Below are 26,126 nucleotides of genomic sequence, written 5' to 3' on the forward strand. Positions count from 1 at the left end.
ATGAAGGTGAACTGCTGAGCTTTCGAATTGTTGTACTGGTACAGCTTCGTCGTCGCGCCGTTCGCGGTGCTGCCGCCGGGGATTTCCACGCTGGAGGAGTCCTTGATGGAGGCGTTGATGTAGTACGTGCCGTTCGGGATGGCTGCCATGTCGAGGTTGGTCACGTTGAACGTCTTGCCGGGCACCATGTCGGAGCCGTCGCTCGTGCCGAACGCGTTGAGGTCGATCCTGCCGCTCATGCCGGCGACGGAACCGCCGGACGTGTACTGCCAGCCGCGCACCTTATCGGACCAGTTGCGGAAGCCCATGTAGCCGCCGTACTGGGCCACCCAGTGGGTCTTCGCGTGGATGTTGGCGTTGTTGAGCGGGCCGTTGAGGTAGCTCGTGTACGAGTACACGGACAGGTTGTTGTAGCCTGCGGACTGCAGCTGGCCGAACCACGCGTTGACGATCGCACTGTACACGTTCGGATCGGTCGGATGCGCGTGACCTGCCCACGTCCACGCCTCGAGGTCGTAGTACACCGGGTAGCTCAGATCGTTCGGGCTGACTCCGGCCTTCTTGAGCAGGTTGACGACGTTCGCGCCCTCCTTGGCGGCCGTGTCGGTGTCGTACGCGTACGAGTACAGGTAGATGCCGAACGGGATGTCGAGGCGCTTCAGCTCCTTGATGTTGCGCTGCGCCTGCGCGTCGAATCCATTGCCCCAGCCATAGCCGATGCGCACGATCGCGCCTTCGACGCCGGCGTTCTTCGCGGCCTGCCAGTCGATGGTCTTCTGCCATTCGGAGACGTCGACCACGCCCTTCGCGTTCTTGGCGAACACGTTGTTGCCGGCGTCGAAGAACGCCTGGACGCCGTTGTGGGTGCCCCAGTGGGCGCCGTACTCGTTGTTGCCGAGCGCGGCGAGCTGGACGGAGGCGTCAGCGATGGCGGCGGAGGAGGACTTGGCGGCATTGGCGCTGCCGTTGGCGTCCTTGGCATCCTTGACCGCGGTCTTCACGTCCTTGACGTCGACCGGAATGAACGACTCGCCATCGGTCTTGGCGAGCGGATCGGGCTGCTCGTCCTTCGTGCCGACCAGCTTCGGATCGGTCACGGTCTTGCCGGTCTCGATGTCCTTGAGCTTGCCGTCCGTGGTGGCCACGTGATCCTCGGACACGACGGTCGCGCTGTTCGGAATGCTGCTGGCCACCTTGTCCGGCAATTCGACGCTCGGATTGCCCGGCATCGCCTCGTCGGATTCGACGTCGGCCGTGGCCGAGGTCTGCGACTGGACCGTCGTCGCGTTGACGGCGGTATCGCGCAACGGCTGCGCGATCGCCGGAGCCGCGAACGACACGGCCATGACGACCGCCGACACGGACGCGACGAGCTTCAGCGCACGCGTACGCCACGCGGCGCGACCCGCATCACTGCCGGGCCTGAGTACGGGAGTGTCTCCCGACTGTGGAACAGACATGATTCCTCTTCCCCTGATGTCTTCTGGCTGCCCTGCGGTTGCTCTGTTGCTGGTGTTGTCCATGCGATGAACAGATGAACAGCGTTGACGAACAACGTTCCTAGGCAGCGTTTTCCACAATCCACTGTAGGTGCACGGGGGTATTCAGCGTCAGGGGGTGTTCACGGTTCTGTGCAAAACGTGAACAAACGAACAATGAGCGGGCGGCGGTCGCTCACCACGAGTCCTTCATCACCTAACTACCCCTCAGACCCGCTTCGCGGGCCAGCTCCCCTGACAAGGGGAGCCAACAAGGAGAAGACTACTTCACGCGCCACTGCTGGGCTACGGTGTTGTTGCCGGTGTAGAGCTGAACCCGGGTGCCGGGGCGCTGGCTGCCGCCGGGCAGGTCGAAGCTCTTGCCCGAGGCGACGCCATAGAACGAGACCGGGGCGTTGTCGCCTCCCGAACCGGCGCGGCGCACCATCCAATGCTGCGCACTCGAACCGTTCGCCGCGTACTGCTGCAGTTTCACACCGTTCGCCTTGCTGTTGCCGGGCACGTCGATCACCCTGCCGGAGCGGACGTTCCTGATCTCGACCACGTTGTTGCCCACCAGCCTGAAGCGATACTGCTGCGCGCCGCTGCCGTTCCAGCCGTAGATCTGCAGCGCGCCGCCGTTGGCCATCGACCCGCCGTAGATGTCGAGCACCAGATTCGCCCTGAGCGCCGACTCGATGCGCACGTTCCTATTGGTCGGAATCGCGATGTCCGCCGACGCCAGACCGAACTTCTGCGCGGCGGAATCGTTCGCACTGTACAGGGCGGCCGTCGAACCGTCGGCCGTACGGCCGTTGGACAGGTCGAGCACGTAGTCGCCGAGCGCGGACTGCAGGTAGTAGCCGGAACCGGAGTCGCGGATGAACCAGTGCTGCGCGGCGGTATTGTCGGGCGTCCACTGACGCACCTCGGCATTGTTCCACGCGCGGCCATCGGCCACGTCGAGCGCCTTGCCGGACGCGACGTTCCTGATCTCGTAGCTGCCGTCGGGCTGACGCGTGAACGTGAACTGCTGGTTGGGCTTGCCGGTGGCGGAGTGGATCTGGGTGCGCGCGCCGTCTGCGGTGCTGTAGACGGGGGTCGCGGCGTTCGCGGTCATCGGGATCTCGATGCTGGATGAGTCCTTCGCCACGGAATTGATGTAGTACGTGCCGTTGGGCACGTTCACCGCGGCCATCGCCGAAGGATGAATCATATAGCCGAGCACGCGGGCGCGGATCGTCTCCATGCGGTCCCACACCTGCTGGCCGGGGCACAGCGTGTGGTTGAGGTCTCCGCCGATGTAGTGGCTCGCATCGCCGTGACCGGTCACTCGCTGCTGCGTGCCGTGGAACTGGAACGTGCCGAACGGGCTGGGGATGCGCAGGGCCCTGAACTCCCACGCGATCGCGGCGGCCGTCGACTCAATCTGCGCGTCGGTCGGCGCCACGTCGAGATGATAGCTGCCGAGCATCGCGATGCCGAACGTGTCACGGTTGAATCCGGACGCCTGCGCACCCTCGACCTGGCTGGCGGGCACGATCTGGTTCGCCACGCCTTCGTCGCGGCCCTCCCAGATGCCGCCGAAGCGGTCGACGATGAGCTGGTAGCCGATATCGCCCCAACCACGCTGCGTGTTGTGGAACAGGTAGATGCCGTTGATCATCGCGGGGACTTCGGCCTGCGTGTAGTCGTTGCGGTCCACTGTGTGGTGGACGATCGCACCCTTCCAGTGGCCGTCGCGCTTCGGCTTCCACGTCATCGCGGGATTGCCGGCCACCCACCATTCCTCGCGGGTGTGGACGCGGCCGGTCGCCGTGACCGCGGCGGTGCGGACCGAATCAGACCCGAACGCCGCATTATCGGATCGGACCGCATCGATCTCACCGACAGCGTACGCGTCATCGGCGCTCGCCTTATCACCCTTGTTATCACCCTTGTTCCCGCTGCGGTACGCGCTGCCCTGCGCGTCGCCGACCGCAGAATAGCCCGAATCGACGGTGATGAGCTTCGCTGCGGTGATGGTCTGGCCGGCCACGGGGGTGAGCTGCGCCTCGACCTTGGTGGCATCACCCACGTAGTACGAGGGGCTCACGCCGATCCTGCCGAAGTCATCGTCGATGGAGGGGATGGTGAGCCATGGGCTCCACGCGTTGTTGCGGAAATAACGCAGCTGGTAGGTGGGGGCCTTGTCGGCGTCCTTCATGTCCTGCTGCTTCCACGTCACGCCGACGGTGGCGAGGCCGGAAAGGTCGGCGGACACGGTCACCGCGCGAGAGGGCTGGGGTGAGGACTGGGATTGCGGGGCGGACGGAGCGGACGGTACCGGTGCAGGGGCCGGAGCCGCCGGAGCATTGGAGGCCGAATCCGAGCCGTCACCCGCATCGCCCGACTGCGGGGCGGCGGAGCGGGATTGGGGTTCGATCGCCAAAGAGTACGGTGCCGCGGTATTGCCGGACGTGCCGTTTCCGGTCTCGTCCTCCGAGCCATTTCCCGAGGCGGACCCGTCATTCGGTTCAGTCGGAGCGGCCGGGACACTCGGCTCGGCTGGCGTCGCGGTAGCCGGCGCAGCGGTGAACGACTGCTGCTCGACCTGAGGCTTGTGGGTCTTGGCAACGCGCTGGATGCCGTCCGCGGAAGTATCCGCTACCGGTGCGGCCGAGCCAATCGGGGCAACGCCCACAGCCTGGGCCGACGCCATCGAAGTCATCATCGCGACAACCGCGAGCGCCCCGGTCAACGTCTCGATCACACGGTTCACACAACGGTTCACACGGGTCGGCAGCTCATCAGTCGACCACTTATCCTTCTCACCACGACGCATACCGTCGCCTCTTTCCTTCAACTCTCCGTCCGATCGAGCAGGTTGTCCACATCTCTCCAAGTCAGCTTCGCTGACAGCCCCATCATCAGGGGGTCGAGATGGCAACACACGAAGTGCGGGACAGGCCATCGGCGCGATCAGACCACTATTCCGCACAGTAGCACCAACGCTTCCGCCGCGCGGGCGCTATCACTTCACACTATCTCGCTTACGAGGGGTGCTTTTGGCGGCCTGCAGACATCTATCTCGCTTACGAGGGGTGCCTATGTCAGGTATATGGGCATGAAAACGGCTTGAATGCAACGGCGTTAAGCCATTTTGAGCCCTTGGTACTTCGGTCAGGTACCCCTCGTAACGCAGATAGATGTCTGCAGACCGCCAAAAGTACCCAACGTAAGCGAGATAGCTTCTCCAACAGCAGGAGATGGCGCGTCTCCGCCATGGCGCATACGTTTTCAGATCCGAGGACCACCATACGGTCTATGGCCAAAGTGTGGCCTGCAACCACATGCCGACCCTCGCAAATGGCCATGTTCGAGTTTTCCCACCAATAGGGCCACATCGCGGACAATGTAGTTACGTCGCCCCCAACCGCGGCTATCGTAGGAACTGTTCGGTGGGATTAACGGATAGTACGAACAGCGATATTGGCACCCAAGATGACGAAGGAGTCGTGGGCTGATCGCTATTCACGTTGCGTTTCAATACTCATTGCAATGCCACACACTCATTGCGACGCTTCATCATCGAAGCTGCCAGTATCGGATGCGCGGCACAACATGGGTACAACACAACAACGCAACAACAACACAACAGGCAGTCAGGCAATCGCGCCGGCCTTACGTCACGACGTCCATGACGACGCAGACGCTTCCCCCGCGATCGCCCCGCTGCCGCACGCACACGCTCTGATCCGCGTTTTTCACGGCCTTGGACGTCCCTCACGAGGGGATCGCCCGAACTGTGGTGCCTCGGCATCGCCTGATCGCGGTCAATAGCTGATCATTCGTGAAACGGGCTGGCGATCACGCTCACCGAACGACGACCGAACGTCAGTCGAATGATCGAATACAGAAATACACAATCAAATATCCGCATATCCGCCCCATCGGACAACCCACGGAACAATCGCCGAACAATCACCAAACCAATCGACAACGAGCAAGAGAACACAGAAGGAAAACCATCATGGGAACCGCAAAGAAGAAGCTCAAGCCACGACCACCGAAACTACGCAAGCCGACGAAGGCCGACGTACCCGCGATGTACGCGATGTACTCCGACCCGCGCATCTGGTGGAACCAGTCGGGCGACGAACATCCGAACATGGAATACACCAACGCGGTGCTGGAGCAATGGCTCAGCGGCTGGCGGTACGACGCGCTCGACATCTGGGTCGCATGCAAACAGAATACGTTCATCGGCACGGGAGGCGTGCGACGATGCGGCAACGCCTGGCACCTGCAATACTGCGTCAAACCCGAATACTGGCATCAGGGCTACGGCACCTACATAGCGGTCTCCGGCGTCAAGGCCGCGGCCTATTTCGACAAGACGATGCCGGTGTTCCTCACCATGCTGCGCGACAACTACACGTCCCGACTGATCGCGAACAGACTCGGATTCCGCAACGTGCGCAACGACTTCGATCCGAAGACGGGCATGTACCCGCGTCAGATCTTCGCCAACCGGCCGATCACCGACAAGGAGCTGCGCGACTACCTTGACGCGCTGCATAAGTTGAAGGAGTAGACGCCGGGTAGGCAAACGGAAAGCCCCTTGGCCGTGCACATGCACCACCATGCACATGCACCGCCAAGGGGCTTATCGCGATGACATACCCGTCATACGCCCGTTCATACGCCCGTTATCCGTCGGCTACTCCTCAGGACCGCCCGCTTCCGTGGGCCGGCCACCGAGGATGATGTCAGCTATCACCAGCCGAACGGGAAGCCGAAGCTGTCGCTGCCGCCATCGCTGTTGCCGCTGCCGTCGCTACCGTTGCCGTAGCCGTTGCCGCCGTTGTTCTGGCTGTTGCCGTTGCCGTTACTGCCATTGCTCGACTCGGAACGGTTGGAGCCGTTGACGGCCTCCTCCTGCTGGTCGAGCGTCACATCGACGTCCATCGTCTTGCCGTCGCGCACGATGGTCAGCGTCGCCTTGTCGCCGAGGGCGGCGGCGCGCACGAAGCCGAGCAGGGAGGCGTTGCTGCCCACCGCGTTGCCGTTGAACGCGACGATCGTATCACCCTCCTTGAGACCGGCCTTGTCGGCCGGGGAACCGGAGACGACCGCGGAACCGGAGGAGCCCTTGGTGATCTTCGCGCCGGCACGGGTCACGCCGTCGGCCTCGACCGTGTCGGACGTGATCGTAATGCCGAGCGCCACGTGCTTGACCGAACCGTTCTTGATAATCTCATCGGCGACGCGCTTGACGAGGTTCGACGGGATCGCAAAACCGATGCCGATCGAGCCGGCCGAGCTGGACGAGGACGAGCTGGACGTGGAGGCGATCGACGAGTTGATGCCGATCACCTGGCCGGCCGCGTTGAACGTCGGGCCGCCGGAGTTGCCGGGGTTGATGGCCGCGTCGATCTGCACGGCGTTGGTGACGATGTCGTTGTTGTTGTCATCCATCACGGTCACCGGGCGGTTGAGCGCGGAGACGATGCCGGTGGTGGCGGTGTCGTCGTAGCCGAGCGGGTTGCCGACGGCCATGATGTTCTCGCCGACCGCGAGCTCGTCGGAATCGGCGAACGTGACGGTCTTCAAGTCGCTCGGCGGGTTGTCGAGCTTGATCACGGCCAGATCGGTGGTGGTGTCGGTGCCGACGATCTGCGCGGAGTACATCTGGCCGTTGGACAGCGTCACCTGGATCTTCTGCGCGCCGGAGATCACGTGGTTGTTGGTCACGATGTGGCCGTCCTTGTCGAGGATCGCGCCGGAACCCTTGGCGGAGCCGTTCGACAGCTGGGTCTGGATGGCGACCACGGAGCCGGAGACCTGCTTGGCGACGGCCTGCCAGTCGGGCGCCTCGCCGGTCTTGGCGGTGGCCGAGCCGGAGGAGGACTTGCTGGAGTCGACGTTCGCCAGGGAACTGGTGGTCGCGACGCGGACCGCGCCGGAGGTGATGGCCGCGTAGCCGACGCCGAGGCACAGGGCGGCGGAGACGAGCGCGGCGACCACGCCGGTGACGACCAAGCGGCCGACGCCGTTGGAAGACTTGGCGCCGGGCTGGTTGAACTGGGTCGGGTCGATCGGCTGGTTCGGGTCGCCGTTGTTGTTGCCGTTGCCACCGAACGGGGGGAAGCCGCCGAACGGGTTGCCGGAACCGTTGCCACCGTTAGCGCCATTGGCGCCGTTACCGGCGCCCGGGTTCGGCGAGGCGAACGGGTTGTTGGACGCGAAGGGGTTGGAGCCGCCGAAGATCGAACCGGAACGCTGGCCGTACTGCGGGTGACCCTGCGGGTTCTGGCCGTTCTGGCCGGCGGCGGCACCGAACGGACCGGGCTGGCCGTTGACCTGGCCATTGGGCTGACCGTTGGACTGACCGGTCTGGCCGGTCTGCTGCTGCGGGGTCGGGACCGGGCCATACGCGCCGTACTCCGGCGCGGGGCGGTACTGACCGTACGACGGCTGCTGTGCGGCGGCCGAGGTCGAGGTCGGCTGGGCGGCCGAAGCGGCCGGAGCCGACGAGACCGGCTTGGAGGAAACCACGGTCTGCTCGCCGGCAGCGGAGGCGTAATCCGGCTTCACCTCGCCGCTGGCGGCACCGGCAGTATCCACACCGGAGACCGCGGCACCGTTGGCGGCCGCCGCGCCCTGCCCTCCGGCAACCGGGGAGATAGTCTCGGTGGGCTGCTCGCCCGCGGCCTTGACGGAATCGGCGCCTGCCGGCGTCGGAATGTGCTGCGTTTCCTGCGCGTCGCGCTGCGGCTGCGCGTTCTGGTTGCCCTGCGGGGCCCAGTTGTTCTGCTCATCAGCCATAATCGTGTGCTCCTTCATATGACCAGCGGCTTCGGGGTTTCTCTTCAGCAATCTCGCCGCCGGTTCGTATTGCTAAGTAAGAGTAAAAGCTCCGGCTCTGGAAGTTTCCTGAACGTTTGTTGGAAGTGATGAGTGAATCTTCTCCCGACTTTCCGCATATCTGCGTTACGAGAGGTACTTTGCCGCCTCTGCAGACATCTATCTCGCTTACGTGGGGTACCCGCTCCGAGTATGAGGGCCCAAAAACGGCTTGATCGCCACGAAGGTTGGCCGTTTGTGAGGTTGTATATCTGGAGCAGGTACCCCACGTAAGCGAGATAGATGTCTGCAACAAGCCCAAAGTACCTCTCGTAACGCAGATACCAACGCAGATACCTTCAACCGCTCTCAGATTGCATGCCTTTTCGGTCATTCCCCCACCCCAGCAGACACCTCACCGCACTCTTATCAGCGCCTTGCCTCCTCAGCCCCACATAACCACGCACAACAGGCGGGAACCGACGGCCCAACAGGCCAGCAACCCCAATCCGCTTGTTCGCCTAAAGTGAAGCTATGACCGACATTTCCACGAACATCGATGCTACCGAGGCCAACAACGGCACCAACAGCAACACCGCCAGCAACGGCACCGCCGCCCCTGACCTCAACCTGCACCCGCTCGGCGCCGCCCCCGGCAAGCCCGGCGACCGATCCGCGTTCCACTTCGAAACCATCACCCGCCTGTCCGACGCCGCCGACGGCAAGGGCAAGGGCGGCGCGCGCTACGGCCGCACCGGCATCATCCACACCCCGCACGGCGACATCCGCACGCCCGCGTTCGTGCCTGTCTCCACGCAAGCCGCGATGAAGGCCGTCCTGCCCGAGTCCATGAAGGATCTCGGCGCGCAGTGCCTGCTGTCCAACGCGTTCCACCTGTTCGAGCGCCCCGGCGAGGACGTGCTCGACCAGGCCGGCGGACTCGGGCGATTCATGAACTGGCACGGCCCGACCTTCACCGATTCGGGCGGCTTCCAGGTCATGTCGCTGGGCGTCGGCTTCAAGAAGACGCTCGCGATGGACGTGACCGGCATGAAGTCGGACGACGTGATCGCCAAGGGCAAGGAGCGCATGGCGTGGGTCGACGAGGACGGCGTCACGTTCAAGTCGCCGCTCAACGGCGACCAGCACCGCTTCTCCGCCGAAATCTCGATGGGCATCCAGCACAAGATCGGCGCGGACATCATGTTCGCGTTCGACGAGCTGACCACGCTGATGAACACGCGCTCGTACCAGGAGGAGTCGGTCGAGCGCACGTTCCGCTGGGCGAAGCGATGCGTCGCCGAGCACGAGCGCCTGACCGCCGAGCGCCTCGGCAAGCCGTATCAGGCGCTGTACGGCGTGGTGCAGGGCGCGAACTACGAGGATCTGCGTCGTCACGCTGCCGAGCAGATCGCGTCGCTCGACTTCGACGGCGTGGGCATCGGCGGCGCGATCGAGAAGCGCATCATCGGCGACACGTGCGCGTGGATCTGCGACGCGATGCCGGAAAGCCGCCCGCGCCACGTGCTCGGCATCGCGGAGATGGACGACATCTTCGCGTGCGTCGAGAACGGCGGCGACACGTTCGATTGCGTGGCGCCGGCGCGATGCGGCCGCAACGGCGCGATCTACACGCGTCACGGCCGCTACAACATCAAGCGCGCACAGCACAAGTTCGACTTCGGCCCGCTCGAGGAGGGCTGCGACTGCTACACGTGCCGCAACTACTCGCGCGCGTACGTCGATCACCTGCTGAGGGCGCGCGAGTTCACCGGGTTCACGCTCGCGACGATCCACAACGAGCGGTTCTTCGTGAAGCTGCTCGACGACATCCGCGATTCGATCGACGGCGGGTACTTCGAGGAGTTCCGCGACGAATCGCTGGCCCACTTCTACGGCAAGTGATCGGCCGAATTGGAAGACTTGGAGGAGTTGGAGGATCAGGAGTGACGATGAATCTTCTTGAGGCGATCGACGCGCGGCACGCGATCCGCGCATACACCGACGAACCGGTCGCGCCGGATGCGCTGGCGCGGTTGCAAGCCGAGATCGACGCGTGCAATGCCGAGTCGGGCCTGCACATTCAGATGGTCGCGGGGTTGGACGATGCATTCCTCGGGCTCAAGACCCATTACGGGCGATTCAAGGGCGTACACAACGCGATCGCCCTGATCGGCGCGGTGCCGAGCGGCAGTGCGATTACAACGGCCGAGGGGACGCCGGTGTCGCTCGAGGCCGCGGACCTGCAGGAGCGCGTCGGCTACTACGGCGAGCGACTCGTGCTGCGCGCCGTGCAGCTTGGACTGGACACGTCGTGGGCCGTGCTGGACGGTGCGGAGAACGTCGATCCGGCCGAGGCGTGGTGGACGCTCGGCGATGGCGAGTCGGTGGTGTGGGCGATCGCGTTCGGCCATGGCGCGCGCCCGGGCGGCCGTCGCCGCACCAAGCCGATCGAGGAGTTGGCGAGCGTAGTGGAGGGCGATGCCGTGACGGAGAGAACCGGTGCCACGCAGTCGGTCGGCATGGCTGACCAGCATGTCGATAGCCGTGGCGATGCCACGCTCACAGACCTTTCGCTCGATAATGCGCCCGATTGGTTCCGCGCAGGCATGGAGGCGGCCATGAAGGCGCCCACGTCGCTCAGCCAGCAGCCGTTCCATTTCACACTGCATCTCGACGGCGGTTCAGCTGGCCTTGCCGACTCCACCGATGCCGACGCCGGTTCCGCCGACGCAGCCGCCGGTTCCGCCGACGGCGAGGTGAGTGCCGAGGCACTGGACGGCCTGTTCGCCCACGTCGGCCTCGGATGCGCCAAGTACCACTTCGAGATCGGCGCTGCCCCGCACAAGGTCGAGTGGCGCAATAGCTGAGGACGGGAACCGCCCAACGAGTGGTGTCGACCGTGGCGGCCGTGGCGGAGGCCGCCATGATCGGCAAAACCCGCCAAAATAGCCGCGACACGCCGAAGAGCCACCAAGATTTGCGTCTCACACCGAAGTGGTGCTAAGTTATCTGCTTGTTCGCGAGTGTGGCGGAATGGTAGACGCGCTGTCTTCAGGTGGCAGTGAGTGTATGCTCGTGGGGGTTCAACTCCCCCCACTCGCACCAGCAATTAAGGGCTGGAACCGCAAGGTTCCAGCCCTTTTGCTTTCCCGAAAGCCCACGGAGGCGCTGGTTAGTTTGACCGTCCCGTCCATCCATATATCATATATGCTATATTTAATCCATGAAAAGCATTGCCGAACTGCGCACGGAACGCGTGCTAGCTCATATCAGTCAAAGCGATGTGGCCGCGTCTATGGGGACCACGCAGTCGGCAGTATCCCGCGCGGAGCGGGAGGGCAATCCAACGCAGGACTTCCTACAACGCTACGAAATCGCCCTCAGGAACCTCACTGCCGCCGACACGGGAATATCCGAATCCCCTGCATCTGTCTCGCCGACGCCCGAATCATCATCCAGCCCGATCGAGATCGCACTGATCAGGGCGATCGTCGCCAAGATCGCGAAGCAGTACGGCATCGCCGATATGTACGTGTTCGGATCGACGGCGCGAGGTGACGCCCATGCCGATTCGGACGTGGACCTGCTCTATCGCCTCGAACCCGGGGCATCGCATTCCATGATGACGATGCAACGGCTCACCGCCGAATTGGAGTCGGCGATCGGCCGCACCGTATCGCTGACATCCTACGATTCACTGTTGCGCAGCGCACAGCGCAGTCAGGCCAGTCGCCGGTTCCTTGAGCATATCTCCCGCGACATGATCAAGGTGGCGTGATGATGCCGTCGCAACCGCAACACGGGCACCATCATAATGAGCACCGCCATGACGACCAGCTCTTCCGCGACCAGACCACACTGATCCGCCTTCTGGAGCACCTCGATCACGCCGTCGAGGATGCCAGCACGACCCATTCTCCCGACGACCTGTTCGCGGATCGCGTGCGGTTCAACTCGGTCGCCATGGAGATGACGCAGGCGCAGGAATGCGCACGCCGGCTGTCGGAGGATTATCGTCGCATCATGCCGAATCTGCCATGGGCGGAGCTGCGAGCGCTACGCAACGCGCTGGTCCACGATTACGACGAGATCGACGTCGAATCCTTATATGACACGGTCACGCAGGATGTGCCGGCTTTGGCTACGCGACTTCGGCCGGTCGTGGAGGCCATCCTGCACGAAACGTGAGAGCCGCGCATCAGTCCTGCGGAAGTTCAAGTTTGGTTGCCACTCGCACCAGCAGTCAAGGGCTGGAACCGCAAGGTCCAGCCCTTTTGCTTTCCCGAAAGCCCACGGAGACGCTGGGAAACCAACGGTTCCGTGGGCTTCCCCGCATGGCGGTGACCGGGACATGCGCCGTGGGACGCCCCGCTATTCGGGATAAGTCCCCGACCGAACCCGGTTCACCCTTGACGGGCGATGTTGACGGCAGTGCCGGAGGCGGTGACCATCAGCATCGATCCGTCGGTGCCGAGCACCTCGTAGTCGATATCGACTCCGACGACGGCCTGTGCGCCAAGCGCCTCCGCACGCTGCTGCATCTCGGTGATCGCCTCGTTGCGCGCGTTCGTCAGCTCCTCCTCATAGCCCTGGCTGCGCCCGCCGAACATGTTGCGAAAACTCGCGCCGATGTCCTTGAACATGTTCACGCCGGCGACGACCTCGCCGAACACGATGCCACGATAGTTGGTGATGACGTAACCGTCGATCGACGGCGTAGTGGTGACGAGAATCATGATTGGCCTCCCTGCCATTGACTTGCCATTGTCCTGTCATTGGCACGCCGCCAGTTGCCGAACAGAGCCGACATATGCCCGCTGATACGGCGATCACTGCCACCATGCCACGATTCCAGTCTAGTATCCCGCGTTGTGAATTCATCCGGCCCGAGCGTCCAGTCCAATCCGAGCCCATTGCGTTCGATCCCGCAGGATCCAGCGCAACAACCCCCCATTTCTTGTTCCATTGCGTTCGATCCCATAGGATCCGGCGTTATGGGAGGTTGCGCGGTCGGGAAAACGTCCGATCCCATAGGATCCGCTTCGAAAGCCCCCACTTCTTGTTCCATTGCATTCGATCCTGCAGTATCCGACGTTGAGGAGATAGGGGAAGTGGCGAAAACGTTCGATCCCGTAGGATCCAACACGGCGATCGGGGCGGATCGGGGGGATGGATGCGCGATGGGTCTGCCACTCAGCGCATGTCAATCGGTTGATGTTCGTTGAGCGGCAGAAAACCGTGCCACTCAACGCGATTTCGACGATTTTCCACGTTGAATGGCAGACAAGACGGCGGCAGGGGCGGCCACTGCAATATTGGCTATCGAGGAATCGTTGGAAAATGGCCATTTTGACAACATGTCAAAAAGACGGTGAGGCGACAATGACGCATCGTCGTGCCACTCAACGCCAAAATCGCCGAAAAATGCGTTGAGTGGCACCGCAGAGGGCGCGGCCAAGATGCACAGCCGGAGCACAGCCGGACAGTATGGCTGGGAGGCACAGCTGGAGCACAGCCGGACGGCACAGCTGGGCCCGGCGCCATGACTGAGGCGGTATGGCCGGGGATGTCCGTCACTCCCCACGCATCATATCGGTCCGCGCTACACGGACGGCGCAGTCCGATCAGGCATCAGCAGCACCATCAGCACTGTCAGCCGCACCATCAGCGGCACCGTCAGTCCGATCAGGCACCGTCAGCAACGTCAGCAGCAACGTCCGCAGGCGCCCACGGCCCCATCAGCACCCGTCAGCAGCACCCTCGGACTCGTCGACGGCGGGAATCCAGTCGGCGTAGCCCTCCTCGGCCATGCGCGAGCGCGGCACGAATCGCAGGGAGGCGCTGTTCATGCAGTAGCGCAGGCCGCCGCGGTCGGCCGGACCGTCCTCGAAGACGTGACCCAGGTGGATCTGCGTGTCGGCGGTGCGGATCTCGATGCGCGGTCGTCCTGGCACGCGATCGTCCTCGTGCTCGGTGACGAGGTCGGCGCGCAGCGGGCGGGAGAACGCGGGCCAGCCGCAGCCGGAGTCGAACTTGTCGCGCGAGGAGAACAGCGGCTCGCCGCTGACGATGTCCACGTAGATGCCGGGTTCGAACGTGTGGTCGTATTCGTTGACGAACGGGCGTTCGGTGGCGGCGTTCTGCGTGACGGCGAACTGTTCGAGCGTCAGATCCCAGATGCGATCGACGTACTTCTGGCGTCGCCTCACGTTCGCGATCGCGGCGAGCGGGATGTGGCAGTAGCCGCCGGGGTTGTGGATGAGATAGTCCTGATGGTTCGCTTCGGCCGGATAGAAGTTGCGCAGCTCTTCAATGAGCACGGCCGGGCGCTGCGGCTGGCGGTCGATCAACTGCTCGATCGCGGCGATGTAGACGTGCTTCTGCTCCTCGGAGGCGAAGAACATGCCGGTGCGGTACTGGCGACCCGTGTCGTTGCCCTGACGATCGACGGAGAACGGGTCGATCACCTCGAGGAACAGCAGGGAGAGCGTGCGCAGGATCACGCGCGAGGGGTCGAACGTGACCTGCACGGTCTCGGCCGCGTCGGTCGCGCCGGAGCAGACCTGCTCGTAGGTGGGATTGGCGACGGTCGACTGCGCGTAGCCGACGGTCGTGTCGACGACGCCGTCGACATTCTGGAAGTAGCGTTCGAGGCCCCAGAAGCAGCCTCCGGCGAAGTAGGCGATATTCGTATCAGTCATACGCCCCAGACTACCGGCGCAGCACCCCGAGCATGCCGGCGATCTCGCCGGACGCGGAGAACTGCGGGGTGAAGATAATAACAGGGACGAAGCGCAAATGTGCACAGCGCTTCGCCCCTGAAATAAGCGGATTGGCGGGTTCCAGATCGCCAGCCCGGCCCTATGGGGGCACGGATTGGCGACAGGAAACCAATTGGCGTACCTCCGTTTGCCGGACGGCACATACAAGCCGACCGACCGGCACCCCCGACGATAGTCGCTACGTTGATGAATACGGAAGATGAGACCAATCCATGGTCATCGATCATTCGATGCGCGGACATCGGGGATACATCGGGGGCGCGCGTCTACCGCACAAGGAAGACCATCACGAGGATCATCACGAAACCGACCAGATCGGTCGGGGTGAAGATCGCGCCGAGGAACAGGACCGAGGAGACGGTGGCGGCAACCGGTTCGACGGTGCCGAGCATCGTCGCGCGTATGGCGCCAACGCGCATCACACCCGCCAGATACAGTCCGAATGCGCCGAATGTGCCGAACAGCACCGTGTACGCCATGAGCAGCAGGCCGAACGCGTCGAACGACGGCATGTGGGCCCACGGTCGGACGACGAACAGCAGCACCATACCGGAAAGGGTGAACGTCACGCCGTTGACGACCATGTTGCCCCAGCGGGCGATGATGCGGACGGGTATGATACCCATCGCGGCAGTTGCTGCCGCGTTGAGAAGTCCCCAGATCAGACCCATGGCCGGCAGCCTCAATGTGGACAGGTCGCCGCCGGTGGCGATCAGCGTGGTGCCGACGAATGCGAGCGCCACGCCGATGCTCTCGCGCAAGTCCGGCCATCGACGGCCTCGGATGCACATGAACGCCAGCACGAACAGCAGGTTCAGCGCCTGAAGCACGGTGGCCGTGCCTGCGTTGGTCCAGTCGATCGTGGACAGGTAGGCGACCTGCACCAGAAGCACGCACACCAGTGTGCAGGCGAGGAACCGAGGCCAGTCGCGGCGCTCATGCAACGCGCCGGTGAGGAGGTGCGGCGTGCGGATCGCGGCCACGGCGAGGTAGAGGATGCCGGCCAGCAGTCCGCGCACGCAGGCGAGCCACATCGGGTCGACGTGGTAGCTGCCCATCAGCTCCTTGGAGACCGTGGCGTTGCAGCCCCACATGACGCCGCCGACCAGTACCAGCGCGGCGCCGACCAGCAGGTCCTTCGGAGTGCGTTCGAATGTGGCGGCACGCTTCTTCTCGCTCGTGATCTCACTCATAGGGACCAGCATAGTTCCGTCCATGTTGCGAGGAGAACAGGCATGGGGCATATGCTTGGAAACATGACGGATATGAACGGCAATGGCGAGAACGGCACTCCCAAAGCTACGACCAAGGCCGCAGACAAGGCCGCAGACAAGGCCGCAGCCAGGGCACGATGGACGATCATCGGCACAGTGGCGGCCGCGATCGTGGTTTTTCTCGCGCTGGGGTTCGCGGTGAGCTGGGGGCTGGCCGCGATCTTCGCGATCATCATGATTCCGGGGGCGATTTCGGTGGCGATCATCGCCCACCATCCGGAGAGGACGGGCGGACGCAGCATGCTCGGCATCTCCGATCCGAGCACGCTGCTCGACCCGATCACCGGGGGACGCGAGCACCCTCGAAAATAGCCTCCTGCGTTGTAAATTCATTGTTGAATTGACTGCCCCATTACGTTCGATCCCATAGGATCCGGTACGGCGATCGGGGTGGATCGGGGGTGACTGCGTGAGAAGTCTGCCACTCAGTGCATGTCAATCGGTTGATGTTCGTTGAGTGGCAGAAAACCGTGCCACTCAACGCGATTTCGGCGATTTTTCACGTTGAGTGGCAGACACATCGGCGGCAGGGGCGGCCACTGCGATGCCGGCTATTTCAAAATCGTTGGAAAATAGCCCTTTTGACAACACGTCAACAAGGTGGTGAGGCGGCAACGACGCATCGTCGTGCCACTCAACGCCAAAATCGCCGAAAAATGCGTTGAGTGGCATAGCCGATCGGCACGGCCGAGGTAGTTGACCGATCGGCACGGCTACGACGGCACAGCCGGGAGGCACGGCTGGGCGGAATGGCTAAGGTAGTTGGCTGAAGCGGCACAGCCGGGGAAACACGGCCGAAGTAGTGTAGGTGAGCGGCACGGCTACGGCGGCACAGCCGGACGACATGGCTGAAGTGACGCGAGTAGGCATGACCGAGGCGGCACAGCCGAAGGCGACACGGCCGAATGTCTAGTATCCGCGCCGGAAAATCGTTGGTCTCATTTCCGGCTTCCCCTGTTAGGACGTTGCCGTGAAGCACGTTGCCGTGAAGCAAACGGGAGCTGTTTGCAGGCAACGTGCGGGCCGACAGGCGAGCCGGCATGACGTGCGCGTAGCACGTCCGTAACTGCAGGACGAGCTAGCCCACGAAGCGGGTCTGAGAGGCGGTCAATTCAACAACGAATTCACAGCGCAGGATACTAGGCGATTCTCACTCACATCGTCTGGGCGGATTCGATGAGGGCGCTCTTGAGGTCGGATTCGATCTGACGCATCTTGACCTGGGCGGCCTCGCGGTTCGCCTTGCCCTGCTTCTGGATCTGCACGGTCTCCTTGAGCGTGGCGATGAGCTCGGAGTTGATCTTCTCCAGCGTCTCGATCTCGACCACGGAACGCTGGTTGGCCTTCTCTGCGGCCACCGCGCCCTTGTGCATGGCGGCGGCGTTGCGATGCAGCAGCTTGTTGGTCACGTCGTCGGCCTTGTTCTGCAGGTCGAGCGCCTTCTTCTGGTTGGACAGGCCGAGGGCGATCACCATCTGCGACTTCCACACCGGGATCGTCGTGGAGATCGTCGTGTCGATCTTGTCGACGATGGTCTGGTCGGCGTTCTGGATGATCTTGATCTGCGGTGCGGTCTGCAGCGTGACCACGCTGATGCGGTCGAGGTCGTCGAGGCGCTTCTCGAAGCGGTCGAGCTTCGACTTGAAGTCCTTGAGGATCTGCGCCTGCATCGGGTCGCCGCTCTGCTCGGCCTGCGCCTCGAGGGCGGGCAGCTGCTGCGCGCGGAAGTCGGTGAGCGCCTTCTTGCCGGCGAGCACGGTGATCTTGAGCTCGCGGTACTGCTGCGCGTTCTGCTCGTACATCGTGTTGTACATGGAGATGTCGGAAACGAGCCTCGCCTGCGCGGCCTCGAGCTTGGTGATGATCTCGTCGATCTGCGAATCGACCTTCTGGTAGCGGCGGCGCAGCTTGTCGATGGAGACGGCCACCTGGCCCAGGATCGGGATCTTGCGGAAGCCACCGAGCTCGGCCTCGTCGATCGTCACGAGCATCGTGTTGAGCAGCTCGCCGGCCTCGCCGGTGTCCTTGGAGCGGGTTTCTGACAGGATCTCGTCGGCGAAGCTGGAGGTGGCGCGCTGCGCGTCCTTGCCGTAGCTGGATTCGATGCCCTCGCGTGTGAAGTCGATCTGGTCGGCCAGCTGGTTGACGGTCTGCTGGTCCGCGGCGGGCAGTTTCGCGATCTGCTGGTCCGGCGTGAGGGTCGCGGCGTCGGAGGCGGCCTGCGCGGCGGTGGGGACCAGATCGCCGGTCTGTGCGCCCGTGGCGCCCTCGAGCGTGGGATTGGTGACGGCGTTGGTACCGCCGGCCAGATCGGCGAGTGAGATTTGCTTGGCCATGGTATGTGTCCTTTCAGTTGGCCTTCAGTTGACAATCGACTTCAGTTGGCAACTTCAGTTGGTGACCTCAGTTGGTGGGCTGCACGCCCTGCAGCGTGGTGATCAGCGCCTGCATCGCATCGTTGCCGGGCAGTTCGGAGACGGCGGGCACCTGATCGAGCGTGCCGTTGACCTTGAACCGTTTGATCGAGTCGGTGCCGGAGAAGTTGGCGGCGCGGAAGCCGTGCTGGGTCCACGCGAGCTTCTGGATTTCGGGCGATGTGAGCACCTTCAGCAGCTTCTCCCCCTTGGCGTCGAGCGCCATGAGCGTGTGCGTGCTCCATACGGTCGGCGTCGGGTAGACGATGACGACGTCGTCCTTGATCTGCTTGAACGCGTCCGGCTGGTTGGCGGCGAGGTCGAGGATCTGCGATTCGTAGCCGACCATCATCGGCTTCGATCCGACGCCGAGCGTCAGGAACTGGTTGAACGAATCCTCGGAGGAGGTCTCCATCCAGCCCGATTTCGCGAAGATCGCCTTGATCTTCTCGCCGTCGCGGGCCACCGACTGGGTGGTGGCGGGCTGGCCGCCGTTGAGGACGGTGGCGACGAGGGCCGCGTATTCATTGCCGGAGTTCGACTGGACCGGGTCGGTCGAGTCGATGCGGAACTGGCCGTAGCCGGCCTTGTAGCCGACGTCGGCCCACGTCTTGTTGGCGACCATCGCGTCGACGGCCTTGGCCATGTCCATCGAATAGACGCCGTCGGCGTTCTTCGTCATGAGTCCGCCGGCGACAAGCCCGTCGGCCACGGCCTTGTGCGTGTACAGGACGATCGGCGAGTTGAACACGATGTCGCTCTGCGTGGCCTTGACGCCCTTCGCCTTGCCGTATTCGACTGCGGCGCGCGAGGACGGGAACAGGTAGTCCATGCCCTTGGAGTCGGAGTCCATCATCGCAAGGCTTCCGGCCTTGCGGTAGTCGACGTCGAGGCCCTGCGCGGCGGCGGCCTTGAGGAAGTCGGGATCGTCGAACAGACCGATCTTCTCGCCGCCGAGGTAGCCGGTCACGCTTTCGGTTTTGACGGGCTCGGGCGGGGCGGCCGGCTTCGGGCCGATCTGACGCCAGACGAGCGCGCCGCCGAGGATCGCGACGACCGCGAGTAGCGCGATGAGTCCGATGATCTTCGATTTGGACATGGTTAGTGCTTCCTCTGTTCGTCGGGTTCCTCAGGTGACTTGGCCGGATCCCCGGCCTCCACGTCGTAGCCGTCCATCTGGGCGAGGCGCTGGATCGCGTCGGAGTCGGCGGCGATGCCGAGGGTCTTGGAACTGACGGCCCGGCTCAGCTCGCCGGCGGCGGTCCGTTCGAGGACCTGCAACGCCTCGATGGTCTCGCCGCGCGCCTTGGCCATCTGGTCGCGCGCGCCGGACGATTCGACGTCCACGTACGAGCGCAGCAACTTCTCGGTCTGCTCGCCGTATACGTTGATGTAGTGCCGCAGCGTCGGATAGGCGGAGGTATCGCGCGCCACGTAGTCGGTCAGGGAGCGCGTCGCGGCGATGAAATCGCCCGCCTCCTTCTTGACCATCGGGTCGCGCACCTGCCCGGCGAGCATGCCGATCGCGTTGAGGCGCACGTTGGCGGCGTCGATCGCGTCGGCGGCCTTCTGCCCGTTGGGCAGCGCGGAGACGAGCATGTGTCCAATGCGGCGTTCCGGCTCGGTCAGCGTCGATCCGGCGATGTAGCCGAGCGCGGCGAGCGCGACCGAAACGCCGAGTCCGAGCAGGCCTCCTCCGGTCAGCCAGAAGCCGACTCCGGCGAAGACAAGGCCGGCGATGAAGCCGCAGATCACTTGGAGCATCAGTTGAATCCCTTGACGGTACGGAACACGTCGGCGAGGTCGCCGGAGCGACCGTCGAACACCTTCGCGTTGGACAGCTGCGCGATCTGGTTGAGCTGAGTCGGGTCGGCTTGGGCGAACATGATCGAGAAGATCGGAATGTCACGGCCGAGGCCCTTGTACTGGTCGAACGCGGCCTGCTGCTGGTCGGTTTCGGACTGGCCGTCGGTCATGAGCACGATCGCGGTGGTGTAGTTGCCGGCCTGGGAGGCGTCGGGCAGCTGCTGGTACGCGGCCTCGAGGCCGCGGTAGATGTCGGTGCCTCCGGAGGCCGGGGTCGCGTCGGCGATGCGCAGCAGGTCGCCGGTGTTGGCGCCGTCGGCGCGCACCGACGTGTGCGGGACGCTTTCGAACGGGATGAGGATGTTCACGTCGCCGTCGCCGGGCTGGATGTGCGCCTGAGCGGCCTTGGCCGGGTCGAGGGCCGCGTTGAGGCCGTTCACGACGCCGGTCTTGCCCTCGCCGCGCATCGAGCCGGAGTAGTCGACCACCCACACGGTCCAGCTGGGCTTCCTCAGCGCGGTCTGGTAGACGTCAAGCGCCTTGGTGATGGTGGCCGCGGCCGGCAGGGCGATGGTCTTCAAGACGCTCGCGTCGGTGTTGAGGCCCCATTCGGCGCGGAACGCGTCCTTGACCTGCTTGTCGGACGCGTAGGTCAGCGTGCCGCCAAGACCGGTGCGGCGGCCGGCGCGTTCGAATTCGAGCTTCGCGTTTTTCGTCGTCAGCGCCTTGGCGAACTTCTGGTACGCCTGTTTGATGTCGGAGCTCTGCGAGCGGTCGACATAGCCGAGCGGCGAGTCGGACACGGCGATGCCGTCGGACGGGTAGATCGCGAGCAGCGGATCCTTGCCGTTCTTCGTGAGCGTCTTGTCGGCCTGAATGACGAGCGACTCGTAGTTGACCATCGAGTCGAAGCGATCGGGGTTTGCGACGACCATGTCCTTGAGCCAGTCGGATGAGCCGGACGAGCGGTCGACGCCGCGCAGGAGCTGCGCGACCGAGGCCTTGAGCGCGGAGTTGTTGAGGTCGGCGTCGGTCAGCGGTCCGGATCCGCCACGCAGGGCGGTCATGAACGCAAGGAACGCGGAGGCGCCGGAGTTCGACTGCGTGGCCGAGGTCATCGAGAACTTCAGGTCTCCGGACGTCACCTTGGCGAGGATGTCGGCGGTGGAGACGGTCTTCGTCTTGCCGCTGGAGTCGGCCCAGCCGAGTTTGACGGCCTTCGACTTGGCGATGCCGAACACGATCGGCGTGGTGGACGTGCTCTGCTGGTCCTTGACGAGGTGCTTGGTGTCTCCCATCGAGATCCACATCGAGGAGGCCGGCCACACGGCGTCATACCCTTCGGCGCCGGAGGAGAGGACCTTCATGATGTCGAGCGAGCCCATGTATTTCATGGTCACGGCGACGTTCGACTCGTCGACCGCGCGCTGGACCGCGTCGGCGACCTCCTTGTTCTCGGAGCCGGACGCGATGGTGATGGTCTGATCGGGCTTGCCGGAGCCGGGCGTGAACTGCTGCTCGTTACCGTCCTTGCTGGTGGTCGATGTGCCGGTCGGCCCGTTGTAGGAGTTGGAGGAATCGTTCGATCCGTTCGATGTGCCGGCGTTGGTCTTACCGTTGTCACTGGTCTGGGCGCACCCGCCCAGCAGCATCGCGGTGGCGGCGACAAGCGCGGCGCAGGCGGCGATTCGACGGCGAAATACGGCTTCTATACCCATACTTCCATTCTCGAACCGCGGACTTACGCCCTCAAGACCGCCACATGACGTCAAAGTGAACTCTGGATGAAAAGCAACACCCGACTACGTAGAATGCGTAGTTTCCGCCGTTTTCCGGCGTTACTCCTCCGAGGCCACGATCATCGGCGCGCTGAAGAACGCCAGCACCTGCTCCAGATACGGTCCGAACACCGCGTTCGGCATCGAGAAGATCTCGTGCTCGGAGTCGGCGATGTGCACGAGCCGCGCCTGACCGCCGCCGTCGATCACGCGGTTGACGAACACGTTCTGCGGCTTGTTGCGCACCCAGATGTCATGCCCCGCCTGGAACAGCAGGATCGGCGTCTCGATCTCGGCGCACGCGCTGGACTTAAGGATCGCGCGGTTCATGCGCATCGCCTGATGCACCCATTCGAACGACGCGCAGTAGGTCTGGTACTCGCGGGTGTTGCAGCGCAGCTGATGGTACCAGCGTTCGCGCGGCTCGCTCGAGAGCTGGTAGGGGCCCAGATCGAGCACGCCGTCGAAGTCCTTCTGGCCGAAGACGCGATGACGGCCCATGCCGCACGCGCACAGCACGTCAACGAGCGCGCGCGTGAGCCACATCGGCATGCCGGTCTGCGGCGCGATCATCGGGCAGGAGAGCACGGCGCGGTCGAACAGGCTCGGATACTGTTCGAGTGTGGCCGCGCCGATGCCGCCGCCCATCGAATGGCAGAACAGGTTGATCGGCTCGCCGGCCGCGTACTGCTGGCCGATCGTGCGCGCGAATCCGGCCAGATCGACCACATAGCGATGCCAGTCGTCGATCCACACGAGCGACGGATTGTCGACGTCGCGCGCCGACTTGCCGTGTCCGCGATGATCCATCACGCACACGGAGTAGCCGGATTTGAGGAAGTACCAGACGAGTTCGTCGTACTTCTCGGCGAACTCGGTGAAGCCGTGGCTGATGACGATGGCGCCGCGGAACACGGCCGTGGCGCCGTCCTCACGCTCGTAGTCGAACTTGGTGGCGTCGTAGCACAGGTAGTGCAGGCCGCCGCCGCGAGGCGTGAGCCCGGCCTCGCGTTCGGCCTGCGCCGGGTTGAACCAGCCTTCGTCGCGGCAGCCGGCGAGCGCCGGACGCACCAGTTTCGTCATCGTCTGCGCGTAGGCGCTCTCGTCGATCAGATTGAGCTGCATACAGCCCATCTTAACCGCTCTTCACCGCCCGAGCCGGCCGCCGAGCCGCTCAGGCCAGCGCATTCCTGAGGAAGTCGCGCTGGAGGATGAGCAGGTTCTCGGCGACCGTCTCGTCGTTGGTCATGTGGGTGATGCCGGTGAGCGGCAGGAACGTGTGCGCACGTCCGGCGGCCATGAGCGCCTGGGAGAGGCGCAGGCTGTGGGCGATGGTCACGTTGTCGTCGGCGAACCCGTGGATGAGCATGAGCGGGCGGACGAGCTTGGGCGCGTCCTGGACGATGCCGTTGCGCCGGTAGACCTCGGGGTCGAGCCCCAGGTAGCGCTCGGTGTAGTGCGTGTCGTAGAGCGTCCAGTCGGTGGGCGGGGCGCCGGCGCAGGCGGCGCGGAACACGTCGGGCGCGTCGAGGACGGCGAGCGCGGAGAGGAATCCGCCGTAGGACCAGCCGATCATGACGACCCTGTCGAGGTCGGGCGCGGGGATGACGCGGTCGGCGTCCGTCTCGTCCGTGCGCATGTCGTTGATCGTCGCGATGGCTTCGGGCAGGGCGTTGACGGCTTCGATCTGGTCGACGAGCGTCACGTCCTTCATGTTCTCGAAGATCTCGCGATCCCACTTCGGTCCGCGGCCGGTGGTGCCGCGGCCGTCGGCGGTGACGACGAGGAAGCCCTGGTCGGCCCACCACTGGGCCTCCCAGTAGTAGGACTGTGCGGCGATGACCTGCTGGAATCCGGGGCCGCCGTAGGGCTTCATGAGCACGGGCAGCTGGCCGAAGCCGTAGTAGGGGCTGGAGGGGCTCGGCGCGATGATCGCGGTGTACAGGCCATGTTCGCCGAGGCGCGTGAACGTCACGTTCGGCGTGAATCCGGGGCGTGCGGCATGGCTGGCGATCGGCGCGGTGAGGATGGTGAGCGCGGAGTCCGCGTCGTCCGTGTTGTCGTCCGCATCGTCCGCATCGTCCGTGTCGATGCCGTCGACGACCGTCAGGCAGTGGGACATGCGTACGTCGGGCGAGGTCATGTCGCGTCCGGTGAGCACGTATCCGTCGCCGGCGCGGCTGGCGGTCCACAGGCCGGGCGTCACGGTCAGCGGGGTGATCGACCCGTCGTAGCCGAAGCTCACCACGTCGAAGCTGCGCGCGTCGTGGTCGCCGATGTGCGCGGCGCTGCCCGAAAGGCCGGAAGCCGTCTCGCCGGCCGCCGAGGCGTCGGACGCAAGTCGCCATTCAACCGGCACGTCGGGCGCGAGTTCGGGCGTGCGCTGGACGACGGCGAGCACGTCGTCGTCGGTCACGTCGAGCACGTGACGCACCTGCCAGCCGGCGGGGGTGAACGCTCGGCCGTCGACGGTCAGGCGATTCGTGTCCGCCTCCATGTCGTTGAGGGCCGAGACGAGACGGCCGTCGGGAGTCAGGGCCGGCGTGCCGGAGACGAGGTCGATCCACTGGTCGTTGGCGTGCTCCTCGAGCACGCGGGTCGAGCCGAGCGGATCGTCCTCGTTCACCGCGACCTCAAGCACCTGGTCGCGGGTCTGACGGCGGTTCTGCACGAGCACGAGCGGATCGTGGCCCTTCGTCCAGCTCACGGCCGCGACGTATTCGTACGTGTCGCGATCCCAGTCGACGTCCGCGTTGCCGGTGATGCCGGCGTAGCGCTCGTCCTCGTCGAAGTCGAGGGCGAGAACGGTCAGATACACGTCGGCGTTGCGGGTCAGCGCACGCGGGTAGCGGCGGGGCGCGGCCGGCCGCTCCGGGTCGGCCGGATCGGCGATGTGCCAGATCGGCTCGTCGGCGGTGTCGAAGGATTCGAAGAGCACGTGGCGCGAATCGGGCGCCCACCAGAAGCCGTCATAGCGGTCCATCTCCTCGCCGGCGACGAACTCCGCCAGGCCGATCCTCCACGTGTTCTCGGCCGGCTCGCCGTCCTCGTCCTCGACGGACACGCCGTAGATCGCGGTGATGCGGTCGTCGAACGGCTCGATGTCGACGTCGGCGTCATCATCGTCATCGTCGTCGTCCTCATCGCCCGGCCAGTCGCCGATGTCGACGAGCATCAGGTGTTCGCCGGTGGTGTACAGCACGTGCCAGCCGTCCGGGCTGATGCGCGGGTTGAGGACCGGGGTGTAGAGGTCCGGGTCCTCGTCGAGCCATGCGCCGGCCAGTTCGCGCGTGCGCACCTCGAGATCGCCGTCGTTGTCGCAGTCCTCGGGGTCGCCGATCTCGGTGAGGAACAGTCGTCCGTTGATCGTGAAGACGACGCGATCGCCGTCCGCATCGACCGAATAGCCGACGATGCCGGTGCCGCCCTCGCGGGCGCGCTCGCGGCGGGCCTTCTCCTCGGCGGGCACGTCCTCATCGTCGGCCTTGTCGCCGAGCAGCTCGCGCGGATCGGCAAGCTTGGTCTCATAGTGGTCGCCGTTGGCGTCGAACCAGCTCAGCCACAGGGAGGTGGCGAGGTCCTCGGGGCCGTCGGAGCGCAGGAACAGAGCCATGGAGCCGTCGCCCAGAGCCTGTGCGGAGCGCGGGGCGCCACTGGTGAATCGCAGCGTGCGCGCCTTCGCGCGGGGGAACTTCTCGATTGCGTCAATCGCAGTGTTTTCGTCCATACGCCCCACGCTACACGCGGGAGTCAACCCGGGGCG

At 64.4% G+C, this 26,126-nt stretch carries 19 protein-coding genes and 1 tRNA gene; 7 read left to right on the top strand and 13 right to left on the bottom strand.

What is annotated here, in order from left to right; all coding sequences use genetic code 11:
- On the bottom strand, positions 1-1,460 hold a 1,460-nt coding region (locus BW11_RS11540; protein WP_258231285.1), incomplete at its 3' end, for a glycoside hydrolase family 25 protein.
- 301 nt (positions 1,461-1,761) lie between these two features.
- A complete protein-coding gene (locus tag BW11_RS05465) occupies positions 1,762-4,302 on the bottom strand; it encodes an RICIN domain-containing protein (protein WP_181162551.1) in 2,541 nt (846 codons plus the stop codon).
- A 1,188-nt stretch (positions 4,303-5,490) separates the two neighbouring features.
- Here BW11_RS05465 and BW11_RS05470 point away from each other — a divergent pair.
- The gene (locus BW11_RS05470; RefSeq protein WP_140445296.1) at positions 5,491-6,054 is read left to right on the top strand and encodes a GNAT family N-acetyltransferase; all 564 of its coding nucleotides are present in this window, start codon (positions 5,491-5,493) and stop codon (positions 6,052-6,054) included.
- Positions 6,055-6,236: 182 nt separating this feature from the next.
- Here the strand turns inward: BW11_RS05470 and BW11_RS05475 are convergent, their stop codons facing one another.
- Positions 6,237-8,288, bottom strand: coding sequence for a S1C family serine protease (locus BW11_RS05475; RefSeq protein WP_140445297.1), 2,052 nt, complete (start codon positions 8,286-8,288; stop codon positions 6,237-6,239).
- A 552-nt stretch (positions 8,289-8,840) separates the two neighbouring features.
- Here BW11_RS05475 and tgt point away from each other — a divergent pair.
- The 5 genes from tgt (at position 8,841) to BW11_RS05500 (ending at position 12,497) form a co-directional block, all read left to right on the top strand.
- Positions 8,841-10,211 (top strand): tRNA guanosine(34) transglycosylase Tgt, encoded by a 1,371-nt coding sequence (tgt, locus tag BW11_RS05480; protein WP_258184611.1) that lies wholly within the window; start codon positions 8,841-8,843, stop codon positions 10,209-10,211.
- 47 nt (positions 10,212-10,258) lie between these two features.
- Complete coding sequence (locus BW11_RS05485; RefSeq protein WP_140445298.1) at positions 10,259-11,176, top strand: nitroreductase family protein; 918 nt, start codon at positions 10,259-10,261, stop codon at positions 11,174-11,176.
- A 152-nt stretch (positions 11,177-11,328) separates the two neighbouring features.
- A tRNA-Leu gene (locus tag BW11_RS05490) sits at positions 11,329-11,414 on the top strand.
- Positions 11,415-11,532: 118 nt separating this feature from the next.
- Positions 11,533-12,087: a nucleotidyltransferase domain-containing protein gene (locus tag BW11_RS05495; RefSeq protein WP_140445299.1), complete on the top strand. Its 555-nt coding sequence runs from the start codon at positions 11,533-11,535 to the stop codon at positions 12,085-12,087.
- A complete protein-coding gene (locus tag BW11_RS05500) occupies positions 12,087-12,497 on the top strand; it encodes a DUF86 domain-containing protein (RefSeq protein WP_258184612.1) in 411 nt (136 codons plus the stop codon). Before BW11_RS05495 ends, BW11_RS05500 begins: the two co-directional genes overlap by 1 nt.
- Positions 12,498-12,712: 215 nt before the next feature.
- Here the strand turns inward: BW11_RS05500 and BW11_RS05505 are convergent, their stop codons facing one another.
- The 3 genes from BW11_RS05505 to BW11_RS05515 form a co-directional block, all read right to left on the bottom strand.
- Positions 12,713-13,045: a putative heavy metal-binding protein gene (locus BW11_RS05505; RefSeq protein WP_140445312.1), complete on the bottom strand. Its 333-nt coding sequence runs from the start codon at positions 13,043-13,045 to the stop codon at positions 12,713-12,715.
- A 1,002-nt stretch (positions 13,046-14,047) separates the two neighbouring features.
- Positions 14,048-15,010 (bottom strand): peptide-methionine (R)-S-oxide reductase MsrB, encoded by a 963-nt coding sequence (gene msrB, locus BW11_RS05510; RefSeq protein ID WP_140445300.1) that lies wholly within the window; start codon positions 15,008-15,010, stop codon positions 14,048-14,050.
- 347 nt (positions 15,011-15,357) lie between these two features.
- Positions 15,358-16,284, bottom strand: coding sequence for a DMT family transporter (locus tag BW11_RS05515; RefSeq protein WP_181162552.1), 927 nt, complete (start codon positions 16,282-16,284; stop codon positions 15,358-15,360).
- Between the two features lie 63 nt (positions 16,285-16,347).
- On the opposite strand from BW11_RS05515, the gene BW11_RS05520 reads away from it, so the two are divergent.
- The gene (locus tag BW11_RS05520; protein ID WP_258184613.1) at positions 16,348-16,677 is read left to right on the top strand and encodes a hypothetical protein; all 330 of its coding nucleotides are present in this window, start codon (positions 16,348-16,350) and stop codon (positions 16,675-16,677) included.
- Between the two features lie 165 nt (positions 16,678-16,842).
- Here BW11_RS05520 and BW11_RS05525 read toward each other — a convergent pair whose 3' ends face one another.
- The 7 genes from BW11_RS05525 to BW11_RS05555 all read right to left on the bottom strand — a co-directional run bounded on the left by BW11_RS05525 (position 16,843) and on the right by BW11_RS05555 (position 26,090).
- Positions 16,843-17,037, bottom strand: a complete 195-nt coding sequence (locus BW11_RS05525; RefSeq protein WP_140445302.1) for a hypothetical protein — start codon at positions 17,035-17,037, stop codon at positions 16,843-16,845.
- A gap of 482 nt (positions 17,038-17,519) precedes the next feature.
- Positions 17,520-18,701 carry a toxic anion resistance protein gene (locus tag BW11_RS05530; protein ID WP_258184614.1) on the bottom strand — a complete coding sequence of 394 codons (1,182 nt, stop codon included), beginning with the start codon at positions 18,699-18,701 and terminating at the stop codon, positions 17,520-17,522.
- A gap of 67 nt (positions 18,702-18,768) precedes the next feature.
- On the bottom strand, positions 18,769-19,878 hold the full coding sequence (locus BW11_RS05535; protein ID WP_107044567.1) for a substrate-binding domain-containing protein: 1,110 nt from the start codon (positions 19,876-19,878) through the stop codon (positions 18,769-18,771).
- 2 nt (positions 19,879-19,880) lie between these two features.
- Positions 19,881-20,543, bottom strand: a complete 663-nt coding sequence (locus BW11_RS05540) for a hypothetical protein (RefSeq protein WP_140445303.1) — start codon at positions 20,541-20,543, stop codon at positions 19,881-19,883.
- Positions 20,543-22,303, bottom strand: a complete 1,761-nt coding sequence (locus BW11_RS11545; RefSeq protein ID WP_181162553.1) for a vWA domain-containing protein — start codon at positions 22,301-22,303, stop codon at positions 20,543-20,545. Before BW11_RS11545 ends, BW11_RS05540 begins: the two co-directional genes overlap by 1 nt.
- A gap of 120 nt (positions 22,304-22,423) precedes the next feature.
- Positions 22,424-23,488, bottom strand: a complete 1,065-nt coding sequence (locus tag BW11_RS05550; protein WP_107044565.1) for an alpha/beta fold hydrolase — start codon at positions 23,486-23,488, stop codon at positions 22,424-22,426.
- A gap of 49 nt (positions 23,489-23,537) precedes the next feature.
- The gene (locus BW11_RS05555) at positions 23,538-26,090 is read right to left on the bottom strand and encodes a prolyl oligopeptidase family serine peptidase (RefSeq protein ID WP_140445304.1); all 2,553 of its coding nucleotides are present in this window, start codon (positions 26,088-26,090) and stop codon (positions 23,538-23,540) included.
- Positions 26,091-26,126 lie beyond the last annotated feature (36 nt).

Source organism: Bifidobacterium sp. UTCIF-38 (assembly GCF_006454495.1).
Taxonomy (GTDB): Bacteria; Actinomycetota; Actinomycetes; order Actinomycetales; family Bifidobacteriaceae; genus Bifidobacterium; species Bifidobacterium callitrichos.

What these genes read in the sequence shown, in the direction of transcription:
- BW11_RS05465 (WP_181162551.1), bottom strand. Translation starts at nt 4,302, where the DNA reads ATGCGTCGTGGTGAGAAGGATAAGTGGTCGACTGATGAGCTGCCGACC.
- BW11_RS05470 (WP_140445296.1), top strand. Translation starts at nt 5,491, where the DNA reads ATGGGAACCGCAAAGAAGAAGCTCAAGCCACGACCACCGAAACTACGC.
- BW11_RS05475 (WP_140445297.1), bottom strand. Translation starts at nt 8,288, where the DNA reads ATGGCTGATGAGCAGAACAACTGGGCCCCGCAGGGCAACCAGAACGCG.
- tgt (WP_258184611.1), top strand. Translation starts at nt 8,841, where the DNA reads ATGACCGACATTTCCACGAACATCGATGCTACCGAGGCCAACAACGGC.
- BW11_RS05485 (WP_140445298.1), top strand. Translation starts at nt 10,259, where the DNA reads ATGAATCTTCTTGAGGCGATCGACGCGCGGCACGCGATCCGCGCATAC.
- BW11_RS05495 (WP_140445299.1), top strand. Translation starts at nt 11,533, where the DNA reads ATGAAAAGCATTGCCGAACTGCGCACGGAACGCGTGCTAGCTCATATC.
- BW11_RS05500 (WP_258184612.1), top strand. Translation starts at nt 12,087, where the DNA reads ATGATGCCGTCGCAACCGCAACACGGGCACCATCATAATGAGCACCGC.
- BW11_RS05505 (WP_140445312.1), bottom strand. Translation starts at nt 13,045, where the DNA reads ATGATTCTCGTCACCACTACGCCGTCGATCGACGGTTACGTCATCACC.
- msrB (WP_140445300.1), bottom strand. Translation starts at nt 15,010, where the DNA reads ATGACTGATACGAATATCGCCTACTTCGCCGGAGGCTGCTTCTGGGGC.
- BW11_RS05515 (WP_181162552.1), bottom strand. Translation starts at nt 16,284, where the DNA reads ATGAGTGAGATCACGAGCGAGAAGAAGCGTGCCGCCACATTCGAACGC.
- BW11_RS05520 (WP_258184613.1), top strand. Translation starts at nt 16,348, where the DNA reads ATGACGGATATGAACGGCAATGGCGAGAACGGCACTCCCAAAGCTACG.
- BW11_RS05525 (WP_140445302.1), bottom strand. Translation starts at nt 17,037, where the DNA reads ATGCCACTCAACGCATTTTTCGGCGATTTTGGCGTTGAGTGGCACGAC.
- BW11_RS05530 (WP_258184614.1), bottom strand. Translation starts at nt 18,701, where the DNA reads ATGGCCAAGCAAATCTCACTCGCCGATCTGGCCGGCGGTACCAACGCC.
- BW11_RS05535 (WP_107044567.1), bottom strand. Translation starts at nt 19,878, where the DNA reads ATGTCCAAATCGAAGATCATCGGACTCATCGCGCTACTCGCGGTCGTC.
- BW11_RS05540 (WP_140445303.1), bottom strand. Translation starts at nt 20,543, where the DNA reads ATGCTCCAAGTGATCTGCGGCTTCATCGCCGGCCTTGTCTTCGCCGGA.
- BW11_RS11545 (WP_181162553.1), bottom strand. Translation starts at nt 22,303, where the DNA reads ATGGGTATAGAAGCCGTATTTCGCCGTCGAATCGCCGCCTGCGCCGCG.
- BW11_RS05550 (WP_107044565.1), bottom strand. Translation starts at nt 23,488, where the DNA reads ATGCAGCTCAATCTGATCGACGAGAGCGCCTACGCGCAGACGATGACG.
- BW11_RS05555 (WP_140445304.1), bottom strand. Translation starts at nt 26,090, where the DNA reads ATGGACGAAAACACTGCGATTGACGCAATCGAGAAGTTCCCCCGCGCG.